Origin of the sequence: Sanguibacteroides justesenii (genome assembly GCF_003204205.1) — a bacterium.
GTDB lineage: Bacteria > Bacteroidota > Bacteroidia > Bacteroidales > Marinifilaceae > Gabonibacter > Gabonibacter massiliensis.
Map to the genome: position 1 here is coordinate 653,848 of NZ_QJPL01000001.1, position 15,848 is coordinate 669,695.

The 15,848-nt window shown below is 44.9% G+C and carries 13 protein-coding genes; all 13 read right to left on the reverse strand.

The genetic code is table 11. From position 1 onward, the window contains the following. Positions 1-36 precede the first annotated feature (36 nt). The 13 genes from DMB45_RS02925 to DMB45_RS02975 all read right to left on the reverse strand — a co-directional run bounded on the left by DMB45_RS02925 (position 37) and on the right by DMB45_RS02975 (position 15,653). Positions 37-666, reverse strand: coding sequence for a thiamine diphosphokinase (locus tag DMB45_RS02925; RefSeq protein ID WP_041503577.1), 630 nt, complete (start codon positions 664-666; stop codon positions 37-39). Next, positions 650-1,237: a nicotinamide riboside transporter PnuC gene (gene pnuC, locus DMB45_RS02930; protein WP_041503576.1), complete on the reverse strand. Its 588-nt coding sequence runs from the start codon at positions 1,235-1,237 to the stop codon at positions 650-652. The genes DMB45_RS02925 and pnuC overlap by 17 nt, the downstream gene beginning before the upstream one ends. A gap of 169 nt (positions 1,238-1,406) precedes the next feature. Next, positions 1,407-1,541 (reverse strand): hypothetical protein, encoded by a 135-nt coding sequence (locus DMB45_RS14985; RefSeq protein ID WP_262509234.1) that lies wholly within the window; start codon positions 1,539-1,541, stop codon positions 1,407-1,409. Between the two features lie 43 nt (positions 1,542-1,584). Continuing rightward, positions 1,585-2,538 carry a DUF5106 domain-containing protein gene (locus DMB45_RS02935; RefSeq protein WP_110688414.1) on the reverse strand — a complete coding sequence of 318 codons (954 nt, stop codon included), beginning with the start codon at positions 2,536-2,538 and terminating at the stop codon, positions 1,585-1,587. A 39-nt stretch (positions 2,539-2,577) separates the two neighbouring features. Continuing rightward, on the reverse strand, positions 2,578-5,514 hold the full coding sequence (locus tag DMB45_RS02940; protein WP_110688415.1) for a DUF4906 domain-containing protein: 2,937 nt from the start codon (positions 5,512-5,514) through the stop codon (positions 2,578-2,580). Between the two features lie 20 nt (positions 5,515-5,534). After that, positions 5,535-6,581: a hypothetical protein gene (locus DMB45_RS02945; RefSeq protein WP_052634632.1), complete on the reverse strand. Its 1,047-nt coding sequence runs from the start codon at positions 6,579-6,581 to the stop codon at positions 5,535-5,537. Then, a complete protein-coding gene (locus DMB45_RS02950; RefSeq protein WP_041503575.1) occupies positions 6,578-7,585 on the reverse strand; it encodes a FimB/Mfa2 family fimbrial subunit in 1,008 nt (335 codons plus the stop codon). The genes DMB45_RS02945 and DMB45_RS02950 overlap by 4 nt, the downstream gene beginning before the upstream one ends. 2 nt (positions 7,586-7,587) lie before the next feature. Continuing rightward, a complete protein-coding gene (locus DMB45_RS02955; protein WP_181416481.1) occupies positions 7,588-9,549 on the reverse strand; it encodes an Mfa1 family fimbria major subunit in 1,962 nt (653 codons plus the stop codon). Beyond that, the gene (locus DMB45_RS02960; protein ID WP_237143270.1) at positions 9,533-10,996 is read right to left on the reverse strand and encodes a DUF3868 domain-containing protein; all 1,464 of its coding nucleotides are present in this window, start codon (positions 10,994-10,996) and stop codon (positions 9,533-9,535) included. The genes DMB45_RS02955 and DMB45_RS02960 overlap by 17 nt, the downstream gene beginning before the upstream one ends. Before the next feature lie 29 nt (positions 10,997-11,025). After that, a complete protein-coding gene (locus DMB45_RS02965) occupies positions 11,026-11,616 on the reverse strand; it encodes a DUF3575 domain-containing protein (RefSeq protein WP_110688432.1) in 591 nt (196 codons plus the stop codon). A gap of 371 nt (positions 11,617-11,987) precedes the next feature. Next, the gene (locus DMB45_RS02970) at positions 11,988-13,190 is read right to left on the reverse strand and encodes a site-specific integrase (RefSeq protein WP_041503573.1); all 1,203 of its coding nucleotides are present in this window, start codon (positions 13,188-13,190) and stop codon (positions 11,988-11,990) included. Positions 13,191-13,358: 168 nt separating this feature from the next. Then, a complete protein-coding gene (locus tag DMB45_RS15030) occupies positions 13,359-13,877 on the reverse strand; it encodes a hypothetical protein (RefSeq protein WP_317046859.1) in 519 nt (172 codons plus the stop codon). 63 nt (positions 13,878-13,940) lie between these two features. Continuing rightward, on the reverse strand, positions 13,941-15,653 hold the full coding sequence (locus DMB45_RS02975; RefSeq protein ID WP_317046860.1) for a Gldg family protein: 1,713 nt from the start codon (positions 15,651-15,653) through the stop codon (positions 13,941-13,943). Positions 15,654-15,848 lie beyond the last annotated feature (195 nt).

The window sequence follows — 15,848 nt, forward strand, 5'->3', positions numbered from 1 at the left end:
ACAAATATTACTACTTCATTCGAAACGAATCTATAGTCACATTTGACGATAAACGATAACCTTAGCCCCTTCTTCCAATACAACGGAAAAGGTCTTCCCTAAAGCTTCGTTCAGGGTGGCTTCCCACCAATATAAAAACCTCCGTTTCCGGATAGGATAACGCAAACCGAAGGTCGAAACCATCCCGTGAGGATACAAAGAAAAGAGCGAAACCTGTTGCCCGGGCCGACATGACAAGGTCGCATCTTTCAAGAGCGGCGTAAACAAACCATAATCAGATAACATTTCAATCCGGGCGAAATCGGGAGCATATTGTAGTAACAGCGAGATATTTCCTAATGTATGATCTTCACGTAACCCCGTGGCTCCCAGTATCAGCACCTCACGAATTCCTTTTTCCCCGGCATAACGAACGGCTTTTGTCAAATCATTGGTCTCCTGCTCCCTCAACTGATACAAACGATTCGCGTAACGAGTACACAACTCTTCCGGTAAACTGTCTAAATCCCCCACAATAACGTCCGGAACAATTCCGTGTTGTTCCAGGTGAACTACAGCTCCATCACATGCAATGATATACTCCGCCTGATTCAATATTCTCAACGCTAACTCTCCGGAAGGAAACAAACCATTAGCGACAACTACACATTTATAATTTTCCATCATATAAGATTCCCTTTTTCTTCCAATTGACCCACCCTACGACAGCCAAAACTCCGTAACATATAAAAAGAAAGCAAGTAGGATAAAGTTCCCGCTGGTAATAGAGATACACCGATACAAAATTAATTACTACCCAAAAATACCAATGTTCCAAAATCCGGCGGGCAAGCATCCACGTGGCCGTAATGCTCAACGCCGTCGTAAAAGCATCACCGACCGGAACAGGAGAATCTGTATAATCGGCAAGTACGCGGAATAAAACCCCGTACAACACTCCTGTTACCGCTATAATCCCTAAAAATATTTTCAGATTCAAATGGTGATACAGTATAGCGACCTCTCGTTTTTCTCCCCTGTTCCCCATTTTCCGCCATTGCCAGAAACCATAGACGCTCATGCAAACATAATAAATATTCAAACTCATGTCCGCGTAAAATTTGGAAAAGAAAAAGACAAATACATAGACGAAAGAGGTCAGGAACCCGACAACCCACATCGCCCGATGCTGAAAAATTTCCAATATCAGGTATACAATCCCCGTCACAACGCCCAAATATTCTAAAAAATATTCCATTCTATTCCTTCTGTCGATCGGCAAAAGTACTTATTTATCGGCAAAAAATCCTATGCAGAGGCCCCTTTTTATAAGAACCGTTTGATTTAAAAATAATCTCTTAACCAACTTAATGGATCGCAATCCCGTTAATAGGTTTGTTTTTACGGGATAAAGACGTTCAAAATCATTATGCCTTTTTCAAACCGCTCTTTAAAGTCTTATTGATCTCTTGCAAATAATGCGGAATTTGACCGATAAAATTTTCTGGCGGATTACTGTAATTCTGATCAGTCAGCTCATTCAGCGGTAAAGCATATGTCATACTGAAAAAAGTTGGTCCATATCCTCTGAAATACCTTTATGAATTATCGATATAAATCATCGGACAACACACCGAGCAGTGTCTGCAACGGCACCTCTTTCAAAACCACTTTCTTGTCGCAATCAAGCAGATAAAGCGTCGGCATGACTGACATGACATACAGTTCCCGCTCACGAATATCGCCCCGGTCCAATCCGACAATCCACTCCGTCGGAAAATCGTTTTTCGTACGGTTCCATGCCTTCCGGTCGTCATCCGCGTAAATAGCGAGTACCGTCAACTGTTGTGCATGAATTTGTTGCCGGAGAAATTCATTTCCTTGCAACTTCTCCATCATTTTTTTACAGTGGTCGCAATCAGGGTCATAAAAGATCAACAGTATTCGACGCCCTTTCGTACCGTAAAGTGTCTGCAGCCTCCCGTCCCGGGTAAAATAGGTAAAATCGGCAGCCTTCATTCCGGGGCGATTTTTCTTTGCCGCTTCCAACAAATAGACGGAACGCATTTTATCGTACTCTCCCAAAACAGGCGTACGCACCATTTCCTCTAAAAAAAAGATAAAATACTCCTCGTTCACCATCGGGGAAACGGGTTCATAAAGATACTTTTCAGCTATTTCCATTAAAAGCGTATAGGCCACGGGGTCGGCTTCGGCTCGTCGCATCAGGTTCCGGACAGCCGGCTGCAATGAAGTCGATTCGGCATGAGGAAACAAAGCGACAAAATTGACAAAATTCTGTTCCATAAAAGCCGTATCACGACTGCATAGCGTATCCCGGAAGTCCATATCGTCCCAGAAATGCGTAACAACGTAAGCCGCCCTTTCGGGAGCACTACGAAGAGTCGAAGGGATTTCGGGAAGAGGAAGTTCCCGAGACGACAAGGTATCCCCTAAAATCTTATCGCAGATCGCCGTATCACGAGGTTGAGCCGTCCCACCGTTTCCACAAACGGCAAACAACACCGATAAAACGAATATTCCGCCTCCAATTTTCATATCTTCTTTATTTCGTTATAAATTCGACAGTCCTGTCGCCTATTCCACACAACGTATAAAACATGCATCGCTGGTATTCACACTCTCGTTATTGTTGAAAATGTTAGAACTGCTTATCAAATTGAAATCGAAAGTAAAATAATTAAAATCCCAACCAATAGCATTACCTTCCCTTCCATTATTCTCTTTCTGTTTTAACCAATAAATAGCTCCCGGTCGCATATAAAGATCATAGAAAAGCGGCTTATCATCAGGTGTAGGAAAGGGAGCACTTCGCCCCGAAGCATATCTGAGTACCGCTACTTTCCCATTTTCGTTCTTTCCGTCTTTCCGATGGCCGTACCCGGAAGCTCCCAAAGGAAAAAACACGTTTCTGCCCCCGTACTCTTTTGACGTTTCCGACTTGTTGTACACGAAAACCCCGCGCATGCCGAATTTCGGATTCGTATTATACTGATAACCATAAACTTCCTCTATTTTGGAGAGGGTCTCGGTAGCTTCGTCACCGTAGAGTACGCCAAAACCTTGTTCAATGTCGTCGCTATCCCACAAATCATTATAATCTTTATAAGTTGCCACGGATACTTTCTTCCCGTTTACAGTAGGATCGGAAAAACTTCCGAAATGATTCTTTGAGGTTATTTCGCTCCAAAGGCAAGTTGTATCTGTCCCGGCAATAAGAAATGGAGTATCCTTATGATCTTTGAAATCACTTTCGGATACGTCAATCCAAATCGGCTTATCGTTTTTATTATTAGTAGCGTCGATCGGTTGCTCCCAGTTTCCGAATTTAAACAGCGAACCTTCCTCCGTGGGAGCTTCCGCTTCTCGCGTGGCCGTACGCATATTAAACGAATGCCATTTCCTGCCATTCTCTATTAGCGCCAAGGGAGCGTACCCCTGACGGGCAAAAATCAGATGGTAACAACTGTAGTTATGATACTCCACTCGAATCACCGCACAACGGGATTCATGTTCATCACAACCGTTAAAATAAATTTGAAAATCGATGGGAGTACCCGTGCTGCCCTTCACCGTATCTTTTGCTAAAGTGATGGTTTGTTTATCCCCCCGCACGATATAAGCCTTCCACGCTCCTTCTGAAGTAAAAGTTTGAAATTCCGTGGCATTTTCCATCGGTAGTCGTTTCAACACGACGTGGAACGGCCGCTTGTTATCGTGTTTACGCCATATTCCCTTCGGGTTCACTACACGACGTACCTGCATAACCGTAGCCGGCTTTACGATTTTTTTTCCGTTAGACAACGTTGCCGTGAACGTAACCACCGCTTTACGCTGGTAAGCGACATAGGGATTATTACCCGTGTAACCCGTTTTAACAATCATCTGCTTAGCGCGAGTATACATGGGAAGCCGGTAAGTCACCGTATTTTCCTCAGGTTCTTTCACCACGTAATACCGGCCGTCCTCCGTATCCGACCCGTACACGCCTGTCGTCACCTCTTTGTACACCCGTTCTCCTCGGTTGGTGTTTTTATAATACATCTCGTTCGATGTGACTTTCGATTCTTCAAGAATGGTCTGCGTTGTCCTGCGGAGAGACAAGAAGCCGTTCCACTGATTTAAAGGGGCACTCGAAGTCACCTCCGGATCCATATTTCTCCAGTAATCGAAACGGGGAGCATTATAAGGAGCCCACGCGTTCGTATCGATTTTGGCCGATAATTCCGTCACTTCATGAGGACCGCCGTTGACTTTAACGGGTAACAACATGGAGTGATTATAGAGATAGGAAATGTAATAAGGCTCCGGTACCTGGATACTCGGTATCTCCTCTTCGTAATCAATATGCCAATCCACATCGTTAGCAAAATGATTGAATTTCAATGTTAATTTATAATGATGATTACGCTCCGCATCATAGTCCTTATCCGTATCCTTACCAAGCATGAAACGATACACGATATCCCCGTTTCCCAATCTTTTTTCATTAATGGAACGATAGTAAGCCCGAACTTCGATATAAGTGCCGTAAGGCTTATTATCTTTGTATCCGTCGGCTCCCTCCTGATTCCCGTTAGGATAGGCAATCACTCCTTTCTCGTTTGCATCCTGACGCTTACTTTTCCCTTCTCCCTGCATGTTTTCATAAAAGAAAAGCGCATCGGCAGTTTCGGAATGATCGCTTCCGTGCTTCGGTTTTCCCTTGGTGACACGTACCGGCCAAGTCTCGTCGTAAGGCTGATTCTTAGGATCGGCATATGTTATCCTTTCGCCTTCGCGAATGAGTTCGTCCGTTTTAACGGGAGTATTTTTCTGTCCAAGGAAACAACGAGCGGGAATATCTCTGATCTGCACAGATTTAATGTAGATAAAAACCCCTTCTTCAAGGTTCGTACCGTCGTAAGCAACCGTCACTTTCGAAGCCGCACGGCGTATCCACGCATGTAGCCGCATATTTTTTTTATTGACAGTCAACACGGGTGCCTCATCATGAATTTCATCTTCCTCGGTAAAATGACCGAACATCTGGTTATTTTCGGCCACCTTGTTTTGCCAATCAAAAGAGATACTTTTAAGGCCTTCTATCGTTTGGATTTTCTCTGCATAAGAACCGAGATCCCCCATGTTGGCAGCGACATAGATATAATAGCGCCCATAGGGTATCGTCAATTTAAACACGGCCCGGGGCGTAGAACTCTCGGCGATATTGATTCCCTCTCTGTTTTCGTTTTGTACGGAAAATTGTCCGGATGCAAGCAGACGCTGCTCTATCAACTTCCCTTCCAAATCATACAATAGCACGCAAAGATTTTCAATACTTTTAATGGTATTGCCAGCAGTCTTAGCTTTCCCGGTCAAAGCCGCAGCCAACGGTTTAAACTCCACGGTAGCCATTAAGGAACTTTCACCCTTCGGCACAAATTCATCTTCTCCATCTATCAAATCATCGGTACAAGCTGCCAGTCCGATGATTAAAATGTACAAAATACCATATAAGATATTGCGTTTCATATTCTTAAATACTTCCTTTGTTACAATCCGAAATCCGGCTCAAGGACCACCTCCCCGTAGGGTTCGAGATCGACCTGCCAATTTACCTGATTGTCATTGATAATGATCTTTACTACCACATGCGTGTTGCGCGGCAGGCATGACAAATCGGGAAAATAATCGCTCAACACCGCCCCCTTGTCCAAAGAGATGGACATCCGGTAATTTCTCGGATCTCCGCCCGGATCGGTATATTTACCTTCCAACAAATAGATCGGGTCCAACGTGATCTCCTGTCCAACAGGTAATTTTATATTCTCCTTCCGTTCAAACGTGTAATACTCGTTACTCCCTATCGTGGGAACGGCATATTCGGTAATTTCCTTGTTTTCGTTATATTTTGTATCTTTCGGCAGGTAATACTCCCGGCGAGCCATCTTGTCGATACTCAATCCGGTGAATACTCTATCGCTACCGGTACGATTGATTATACGGAAAGAGAATTTAACGGCAGCCCGTGTTACGTAAAGCCTACAATAGGCATCACTGTCCGCAACCTCTACCTTGTGGCATTCGCTCATGGGTAATGGTCCGAGAATCTGCTCCGAATTATTGTCTAACTGTATCGTCAATCCCCCCAACCTGTCCTCCGGAAAGGGCAATCCGACATAAATCGCCGAAAGATCCTCCTTCAGCAGTTTGCGGAATACCCCGGTCTCCTTCGTTGGAATCATCGTCTCTTCATTGACAAAAAGATAGATCCGTTTGGTCTCTTTGCCTACCACCCTGAACAAAACGTTCCCGTATGTCTCGACAGCCGATGAGAGTTCCAGCAAACGGTTGGCTTCCACCGTATTGTCGGGACGCACCACGACGATGCGCAACGTTTTCATCTTCTCGTTTTCGTTCGACGCCGGCTCGCTGTTTCGCATCCGTACCGGTACGTCGGATAAAGCCACATCGATTTCCAGATTTACCAACCTGTCTTCTCCCTCCCGTGTCTCTTCTATCCCTTCGCAACTACATCCCATGAAAATAAGGCACATGAGAAACGGTATGATATATGCCAACAATTTTATTATTTTCATAACTCTGTTTCGTTGAGTCTCACGGTCCAGTCATTAACCTTGATATAAGTCCTGAGCCAGGAATAATCCGAGCGAAGGAAAAAAATCAACGACCATTCGCTCTCCCGGTCGAGAAACTCCTGTGGATCCATCTCGGCATAAAGTTCACTTTTCAATAACAACAGGTAATTATTGAGAGGGATATCGATAATCTCCGTTCCATCCTTCTTCCTTTTGATGACCAACCGGGGAGCATTTTTCGTCATCAGCCGCGATGTCGAAAACTCCGCGTAGGCCACTATCGCCTCTTTTCCTCCCTCGATCACCCCCGTTGACGCTTGTCCCTGCGCCCAGGGGGTATACCTCACCACTCCGTTGTCGATCAAATCGTTATTTACACCGAAAAGTGTATTGTCATCCGTAATTTCGAATTCGAAATCCTTATCGTTTACCGGATCGCCATTGGTTTGTTGCAGAACAATCCTGATGTTATTCGTATTCTTCATCATCTCCACCACACCTTCCCGGTAGGAATCAGCCGTCCGTAAACTCAATTCTCCCCAGTACATATCATGCAGCCTCTTTTTTCCGGCCACCGTGAGACACTCCCTGTCCATCACTACCTGCAAATCGTCATATACAGCCCTTTTGTCCGGCTCCGATACCATCTCAAAAGAACTTTTCTCACAGGCTAATCCCCCGTACGCCACGAAACGGTAATCTCCCTCCTCCAAGTCCAAGGTCATCCGGTATGCCTCATCCCGTAACTCGGTCCCCGTCACAACCCGCTTCGTCACGTAACGGCCTTCCCCATCGTACACAAGCAATGTCAGACAATCCACCTTTTTCGGAAATGCGTTGGCATACTCCATATTATAATCGTACACGAATCGCAGAGACACACCATGCTGACAAGGTTCGAGGTCTTCATAAATACGTTCGCACGAAAGTAAGGCCGTTGCTAACATAACGCTCTGCACCATGCCGATGAAGCGTGATATTATAAACTGTCTGTTATTTTTCATTTTTAAAATTCGATATTATTGACACGTACGGTCCAAGGCAACACTTCCACCGACACCGTCAGGTATATCTCACCGCTTTCATCCGGATCGTCGGGATCCACGGGGTCGGGATCGTTACTTGTAATACGGGGATGCCCCAGCTTACTGATACCCGTTACTGCCAGTTTATACACGTTATTGCGTACCACGCCGAATTCCATTGTCCCCATCGTACCGGGAAAACCATTGTCGTTATGACGGTTCCAGTAATAATAGTAGAAATAGTATCCCACTCCGGCATGATTGTCTTTATCCATCTCCGCATCATTGCTTGCCTGATAAAGAGTGAAACCGGCTTCGGTTGCTGCCTTACGGAAAGCGGCAAGCGCTTCCTCCGTTTTTTGCACATCCCCTTTGCCCTCATCCCAAATCTCTATCAGCTGCTGGTATAATTTATCCGGCCCGCTCTCCTCGCCGATCCTCGCTGCCGAATGGAGCGGATGTCCCGGAGCAGTCTGTTGTGCTGCCACCTTCACCCCGGTGTTCCATCCCACGTATATCTGATTTTGGAAAGTATACAAAATGGGGTAAACGGCATTGCTGCCTTCCACGTTATACGTGTATCCCTTTATACCTTCAGGCAAAGTATATTCGCCCCGGATAGCCTTATAAAGCTGCTCATTCGTCGTTTCAAGATTGGTTCCGGCAAGTAGCTTCCCTTTAAAAACGATCCCCGTCGAAATGCCGTTTTTCTGGTGGTCGTCATTCCCCGGAATCGTATTCTCCGTCACATAACGCCAGATACGATAGTCCTTCACGACCGAAGTTCCTGCCTCCGGCGTCCAGCCTTCGTCATTGTCTTCACGTCCCTTAATCACATCGTCGATCCAGTAATTGTCCCATTGCCTGCGTGTACTGGCATCAATACGGCCATCGTTGTTAAACAGTCGAAAATTAAAATGATCTTTCAGTTTATTGATTACCTCAGATGTGTTCAAATCATTTTGTTTGAACTCAGCATCCGTATCTACAACGTAATTGGAAGCGGTTTCCTTGCCGCCGATTACCGCATTCTCTCCCTTCCCGTCCGCAGACACACGCCTCAAGTAATAAAACTCTTTGCTCATATTGACCAAACCCATGCGGATCAACTGTACTTGCAAGCCGTCGTCTTCCTTTCCTTCGGGCGTCCTTCCGATGTTGTACGTATTCTTTCCGGTACCACTCCCGTCCCTGAAATCAAAACGCGCCACGGAACGTTCCACATCGATCGCTCCTCTATCGTTCGTAGCATTATCGTAATTTCCACCGTTATCCCCGCTCAGATTGAAGGGATTCGCTTCGGTAGCGTATGCCTCCACCCACTCTTGGAACGTATTGGGAATCAACCGCTCGGCCTTTCCCGCATTAGACATCAGAAACAACCCGTTAGACCAAATGGTGGTATTCTTGTCGCTACCCTCAATATCATTCTGTAACACACGGCAAACCTTGTTCGCCCAATCTGCTTCATGGCCTTCTTCCATGTCGGACAACTCGTCTATCAGGTCCTGCGTGGGATTACAAAATACATACACGTGAACTTTATTGTTGCCCGGATCCTTTAAAATTCCGTTGTTATCATACAATCTTTGGATACCTGTTCGACTGATTGCCGCAGTAGCGGTTATAGTAGCCCGGGTTCCGGGTTGTGCCGGAAGTCCGCCTACAATACCATGTGTCACGTATTTATCTTTCGTATCGGCCAACACCAGAAGAATGGAAGCCACATGATTCTCATAATCCTGGCCCACCTCCTGACCGGTATTCCCCGTCGTACTGCGCGCCAATGTCTTGGTCGGTAATGCCACGTTAACATTCATATACAACATCTCCCGCTCTCCTTTATCATCAGGCCATTCGTCGGGAATTTTCTCTTCGCTGTGACAGCCAGCTATTAATCCGGCTATGAAAAAAACAGCTAAAATTTTACTCCAATGTTTCATTTGCTTTATTATTATCATGCTGAGGTTGTTTTTGACTCGATTCGTTTTTCAGTTTTTCGATTTGTTTTAACATCGTTTCAGCCTTCACAATACCTTTCTCTCCGGCTTCAACGAAAAATTTCTCTGCCGCATCGTAATCGCCCGCGAGCGCAGCATAAACTCCCCGGGCATATACACTCTCGGCAGCATTACCTGCCTTACGGAGATAACGCTCTGCCTTTTTCAAATCCCCCATAGCCATCGCCGTATTGGCTGCATTAAGGTTTGCCGTCGAATCGGTAGGATACATCCGCACCGCAATTTCGAATACTTCGTTAAACTCTTCACTACCCGGCTCCATTTCCCGCGTAACGAGGAACATCTCCTGAAGACTCAATTTCTGAGGAGTGGTAGCCAAAAGACTTCTTATCTCGTCAACATTCGCGTACGGACGCACGACATATTCCACCGTATAATCGGAATGCCGCAAACCGGGATAGACGTTTTCCAGCAAAAAACGATAATCCGCCGGATAAGTCAACTTGATTTTATTTTCTTTGACATCCGCATCCATATTGCTTCGAATCAGTTCCAGAATACCTTGCCGATTGGTCAAGTCGGAACTTTCCACGTACCGGGCCAATCCTGCCCAATCTTCCGGCTCATAAGCGGTCGACAAGAGCGTATCGGCAAAATCATACAACCCTTGTACGTATCTCATCAGCGTTTCCGTACGCCCCTTGGCCAAACGAGTGTTGTTGGCATAGGAACCTTCCGGCGAAGCATACCCCTTGATACGGATTGCGGTAATCCACATATCCGGATCATTCCGTACGGCATCTATCGTGCTTCTGATCTTCTGTAACTCCGCCGGGTTATTCCGGTAATTTTCATGGATTTCCGTCCGGTTCACGGGAAAATCGATATAAGCAGAACCCTTCTCCTCCCGCATCTTAATTTCTGCCCTCGGAGGTATATAGACAAACTCCGGTTTGAATTTTTCCGGCTCGAGATTTAACGAGGTAAGCAATTCGCCGTTTTCCATCAATACTTCGCATTGACATCCACACTCTCCCTCCTCCATCGTAAGCATCGCCGCAGACATCCACTTTTCGTAGGGTATCACCGTACGATATTCGATAACCGAAACTTCTCCGCAACGATAAAGTGCCATATCATCCGAAGAAAAACCGTTACGCAAGTGATAGTAGTAACGGTTACGACCGGCGACCACTACCGAAGAAAGACGCAAACTGTCTCTCTCTCCGGCTAATAACGGCGTAAATATCACTTCCCGATTGCTTTTCATTTCCAAAGCCGAAACATCGATATCCATCGATACGAATAATTTATCCTCCGTACTAGAAACAGCAAGATTCGATACCGTTACCTTTCCATTCATAATCGTCTGAGCACCGGCTTCCATTATACAAAACAGAAGCAACAGGCCGCTGCAAAGTATTTTCATTATTTTATCCACAACCATAACCCCATGAATTAAAACGTATATACCAGATTGACCGCGGCCTTCGTGGGACCGACATAATTATGCGACTTATTCTTCGCAAGTTTCTTTCCGCAGGTAGCGCAAGGATAACTGTCATAACGAGTATAAATATAACCTATTCCCAACTCCGCTTCCAAGTTCCAGTGTTTACCCAGTATCCACGTGTAACCGTAAGCAATACCCGCACCGACGAACCATCCCTGATAACGTCGATCGGAAAGATTCGAAAAATCAGTACCAAGAAAAGAAATACTATTCTTCAAGCTTCCTATATTATACTGACCGCCCAAAGCATGTACTCCCATGAAATGCCCGGCAAATCGGTCGCAAAACCAATAACGGGCCTCCGGCTGAACGAGCCAGTGTTTCCACTTTCGCTCATGCGAAAGTGTCCAGCCATTGTAGTTGGCAGATACATCCAAGGTCCAACGGGAAGCAAGTCCCACCTCTACACCTGCATTCACAGTATAAGCGGCAATATCATAAAGCAGATTCGTTTTAACCGCCACATTCTGACTTTTGGCACATAGACTTCCGAGTGCCATGCATAAAAACAGAATTGTTCTAATTTCGACTTTCATCTTCATTTTCTCATATCTATATTCTATCTACGACAACATACGCTACAACAAATTGCAGATCTCTATGCAAGAAATCTTTATGTAGATTAAATATTTGACTATTAGAACAATAATAAAAGACGTGATTTGATTTTTATATATTTTATAATTTTTTATTTCTCCAGATTCATAATCCTATCTTAAATTTTATTTATTATTAACATTAAATGATTAAATCTCGATTTTTTAACAATATATATAAAATACTATTATATAGCATTCTACACAATCGGATAGTTTTTTTTTAGTTAAAAGATGCTGTAATTTCTTTGATTCAATGACGAAAATATTTTATTTTTGCGAGTAATATATCATGTTTCTTGCATAGAGATCTACTGATCCAACATCTCTATAATACCCTGATTCACAGAATCTATGATGGAATTTTCCAACATTGTCAAATAAATCTGAGTCGTTCGCTCGGACGTATGTCCCAATCCCGCACTGATAACCGATATCGGAACATTGCAATTGCGAGCGGCAGTCGCCCAACTATGCCGGGAGGTGTATGAAGTGATTTTACATCCCGCCAATAATAATCCGGACAATTTATGAAGCAGGCGATTATGATTATTTAATGCAGCCAAGTATTGTCTGTAAGCTACTGACCTATCGTCCGTCGTCAAGATCGGGAAAACATAGGGCGAATTTTCAGTCGCTTTCTCGTATCGGACGATAATAGACCGAATACTGGGTTCAAGCCGAATACAAAGCAGTTGCCCGGTTTTATGTCGCGTATAACAAATCATATCGTTCTGAATATCCGATTTACGCAGGTAGGCAATATCCACAAACGCCATACCCCTCGTACAGTAACTGAATATAAAAAGATCACGGGCAAATGCCAATGCTGCATTCCATGACAGATCGAGTTTATGAAGCCGGCGTATGATTTGTTCATCGACCGCACGTTTACGCGTCTGGTCCACACCGGTATAGACATTTTGAAACGGATAGGTCTGCTCGACTATACGTTGCCGGACCGCCTTGTTATAAATCGCCCGCAAAACACGCATGTAAAAAGAGATGGAGTTACGGACAATCCCGCGCCTGACAAGAAAAATACTGTAATCGTCGATGAGCTCCTCGGTCATAGCCACAAAAGGCAGATCCATATTGGCGAGAAACGAGGAAAAACTATTCTTTGTACGTTCATAATTTTTTGCCGTTCCCCACCGATTGCAACGTTGCAAAAATTCGATTTGCATTTGCATGAAAGCCAGTACGGACACTGGACTGTTAGCGGTTTTATAACGTCTGACAATATCGTTTACCGTGTATGTCTTACCCCGACGATCGAGAAGCTTGATAATATGTTTCAAATGCATCAGGTCATTATCTATCTGTTTTTGTATCGGAACCACATTTCTAAAAGAAGAGATTACCTGCCCGGTATTCGAATTCCATTCGTCAGGAAACAGATGTATCCGAGTTGTTATTTGCTGACTTTTCCCCCTATGGGATAATTGATAATAAACCGTTCCGGCTTTTCCTGCGACCGTTGAATTGCGTAATTTAACCTTTACTGTTGCCATAGTATTTAAATTTTTGCAAATATGAATTACTTTCCGGAAAGTTTTCCAAAAGAAAAGCAAGCATTTTTCAATCGATTATCGTAAAAAGGGGAGCGAATCATATTCGTTCCCCTTATAGTATCACTCGCAATCTTCCTCACGTTCTCTGGATCGAAAAAGGCCGGACATTTATCTTCCTCTTCTCCTGATCCAGATAAATAGAGCAAAGAAAAGTAAGACGACAGGAAATACTCCCATAAACATTATTTTGATAATATAAGCCCCCGTTTCTCCCACGTATATTTTATTATCAGGAATAGGAGGACGACGCACGTCGATAGGCACCTCTTCATCCGATAACCAGAAGAAGGCTCCTTGTATAATCATGTAGTTGGAAGCTTTAATACCTTTTCGACTTCGGCTGAATTCGCCGTTACTCACGCAATCGGCATCACCGAAGATCATAATTTTCTGCTCCTTGTCACCTATCTTACGAGTCAAAGCCAAACCCGTCACGAAGGTTTTCCGGATCTCTCCCGCAGAAGGATCGAAACGGGCCGTGTCGTCAACAAAGTTCGTCATCTGCAACTCGTTCCAGCAATCGATCGTGTCGCTGACAAATAAAGGCGTTACCGTATACCCCTTATCCGTTACATAATCTAACCCCGTGGCACTCGGCATCGTGGCCACGTATCCCCAGGCTTTCATACGTTTGTAAACATAAGAGAAATCAGCAGCCTCTTTTGTCGGGGTAGCAACGATAAGATCAGCCTAAAAGTTTTCCGTCGGGCGTACAAGAATACCCGGCATGAACTGCACTCCGAATTGCTCGATTACGGGGTTCATCACCTCCTGGCGTTTCGGTTCTCCGACAATAAACAAGTTGCCCCCCCGGGCGATATACTTGTCAAAGTTCACTTTTTCTACCTCCGTCATCGGTTGACGCATCTCGGCAATAACCAAAATATTAACATCTTCCGGAATCTCTTTATCCAGCGTCAGGTTTTCGAAATCGAATCCCTGGTTGATCAACGAGTGACGGAAAGGTTTATCCTGGGTGAACATACTGAAATCACGATCTCCCTCGCGCTCCGTGTTACGTTCCCCGTGTCCGGTCAAGAACCCGACCTTCGGCAACTTCATCACCAAACGTTTGAAAGCGGCAGAGATCTCGGTCTCACCAGGGAAAACCGACATGTCATCGAACACCCGCAAGAAGGTTTTCTGGCCGTTCTCCCGTTCCAACAAACGAACAAAACGGTTTTTCTCACCCGATAAATCGATTTTTTCACGAATCTGTTCCGGTGTCAATACCTTGTTGGAATCCAGACCGAAACTCTCGATCATCTTTTTAGCCTTCCACTCCATCGTCGTGTTAGGGAATCGCTTGTCCAGTTCTTCCATATTCACCGAATCGTAATAATAAACGTAGTTCATTTCCATATCCGGTTTAAAACGAAGGTATTGTCTGAAACGTTGTAAATCCCAATTCCGGCTGGAAGGTAAACCATACCAGGCAAAACCATCCAAAACATTCACGTAAGTGGTAATTTTTAACTTGCCGTCCATCCTCGCCACTATATTCTGGCTGTTCGGAGTTAACGTGTTTGTCTTCGTCCGCGTAGCATCATAAAACGACATCAACGCCGGACGGGAGGAGAGATAACCGATAAACATGGCCACACACCAAATACCGACGTATTTTCCCCATGTTACCATCCAAGATGCTTTCTGACGCCGCAATTGCAAACGAACGATAGACATCGAGAGGAATAAAACGATAACGATCAAGAAATAAAGCACGTCTTCCGAGCAGATCAAACCGTTTACAAACTCCCCGGCACGTCCGGAAATGGCTAACCAAAAAGTAATATCCCGCACGAAATCGATCTCCTGCCACAATCCTTTCACGTAAGACAAAGCTGCTAAGATAGCCAAGGTGCCGACAGCAGCAACAATCTGGTAAGAGGTCAAACTCGACATAAACAGACCGATCGCCGCGTAAGCACAGATCAAAAGGTATATACCGAGCATCCCCGAAAGAACTACCGGAAAATCAAAATCCTTTACAACGCAAGCGGCGTAAATCGTGTAAACCGTCAAAACGCCGATTAAAACAAGAGCGTATACCATCATCGAGAGGTATTTTCCCATGATGATCTGCGTGTTCGTTACCGGCGAGGAGTAAAGCAACTTAATGGAACCGCTTCCCAGCTCCCGGCTCATCAAACCCATCGTCAACAAGGGAATGTAAAGGTAAAGGTAAGACTGAACGGCCGTGAACAAACCGCTCCAGCCTCCATAAAGTCCAAGCGTGAGAGCCCAGTTTCCATACCCCATGGATTCCCGACGAACAAAATTTTCAATCAAACCGGAGAAGGTCATACTACATTGAAACGTGAATATGATCAGGATCAACCAGGCGATCGGCGAGTAGAACAACGTTTGTAATTCCGTTTTCGCTATCTTGAATATTGTCTTCATCGTAAACGTGTTTTAAAATTACTTCTTTGATAATTCGGCAAAAACGGCATCCAAGGAACTCTTCTCCCGGTAAACCTCCGTCAATCTCCATCCTCGGGTGACACTCGTCTCAACGAGCCGCTCAGTAACCTCCTGGAAATCCGTGTATTGAAGACGATACTTCATCCCGCCCAGCTCTTCCGCTCCACTCACGCC

Coding starts and splice junctions, on each gene's coding strand:
- DMB45_RS02940 (WP_110688415.1), bottom strand. CDS start 5,514: ATGAAACGCAATATCTTATATGGTATTTTGTACATTTTAATCATCGGA.
- DMB45_RS02950 (WP_041503575.1), bottom strand. CDS start 7,585: ATGAAAAATAACAGACAGTTTATAATATCACGCTTCATCGGCATGGTG.
- DMB45_RS02970 (WP_041503573.1), bottom strand. CDS start 13,190: ATGGCAACAGTAAAGGTTAAATTACGCAATTCAACGGTCGCAGGAAAA.
- DMB45_RS14985 (WP_262509234.1), bottom strand. CDS start 1,541: ATGACATATGCTTTACCGCTGAATGAGCTGACTGATCAGAATTACAGT.
- DMB45_RS02960 (WP_237143270.1), bottom strand. CDS start 10,996: ATGAAAATACTTTGCAGCGGCCTGTTGCTTCTGTTTTGTATAATGGAA.
- DMB45_RS02955 (WP_181416481.1), bottom strand. CDS start 9,549: ATGAAACATTGGAGTAAAATTTTAGCTGTTTTTTTCATAGCCGGATTA.
- DMB45_RS02925 (WP_041503577.1), bottom strand. CDS start 666: ATGATGGAAAATTATAAATGTGTAGTTGTCGCTAATGGTTTGTTTCCT.
- DMB45_RS15030 (WP_317046859.1), bottom strand. CDS start 13,877: ATGAAAGCCTGGGGATACGTGGCCACGATGCCGAGTGCCACGGGGTTA.
- DMB45_RS02975 (WP_317046860.1), bottom strand. CDS start 15,653: ATGAAGACAATATTCAAGATAGCGAAAACGGAATTACAAACGTTGTTC.
- DMB45_RS02945 (WP_052634632.1), bottom strand. CDS start 6,581: ATGAAAATAATAAAATTGTTGGCATATATCATACCGTTTCTCATGTGC.
- DMB45_RS02965 (WP_110688432.1), bottom strand. CDS start 11,616: ATGAAAGTCGAAATTAGAACAATTCTGTTTTTATGCATGGCACTCGGA.
- DMB45_RS02935 (WP_110688414.1), bottom strand. CDS start 2,538: ATGAAAATTGGAGGCGGAATATTCGTTTTATCGGTGTTGTTTGCCGTT.
- pnuC (WP_041503576.1), bottom strand. CDS start 1,237: ATGGAATATTTTTTAGAATATTTGGGCGTTGTGACGGGGATTGTATAC.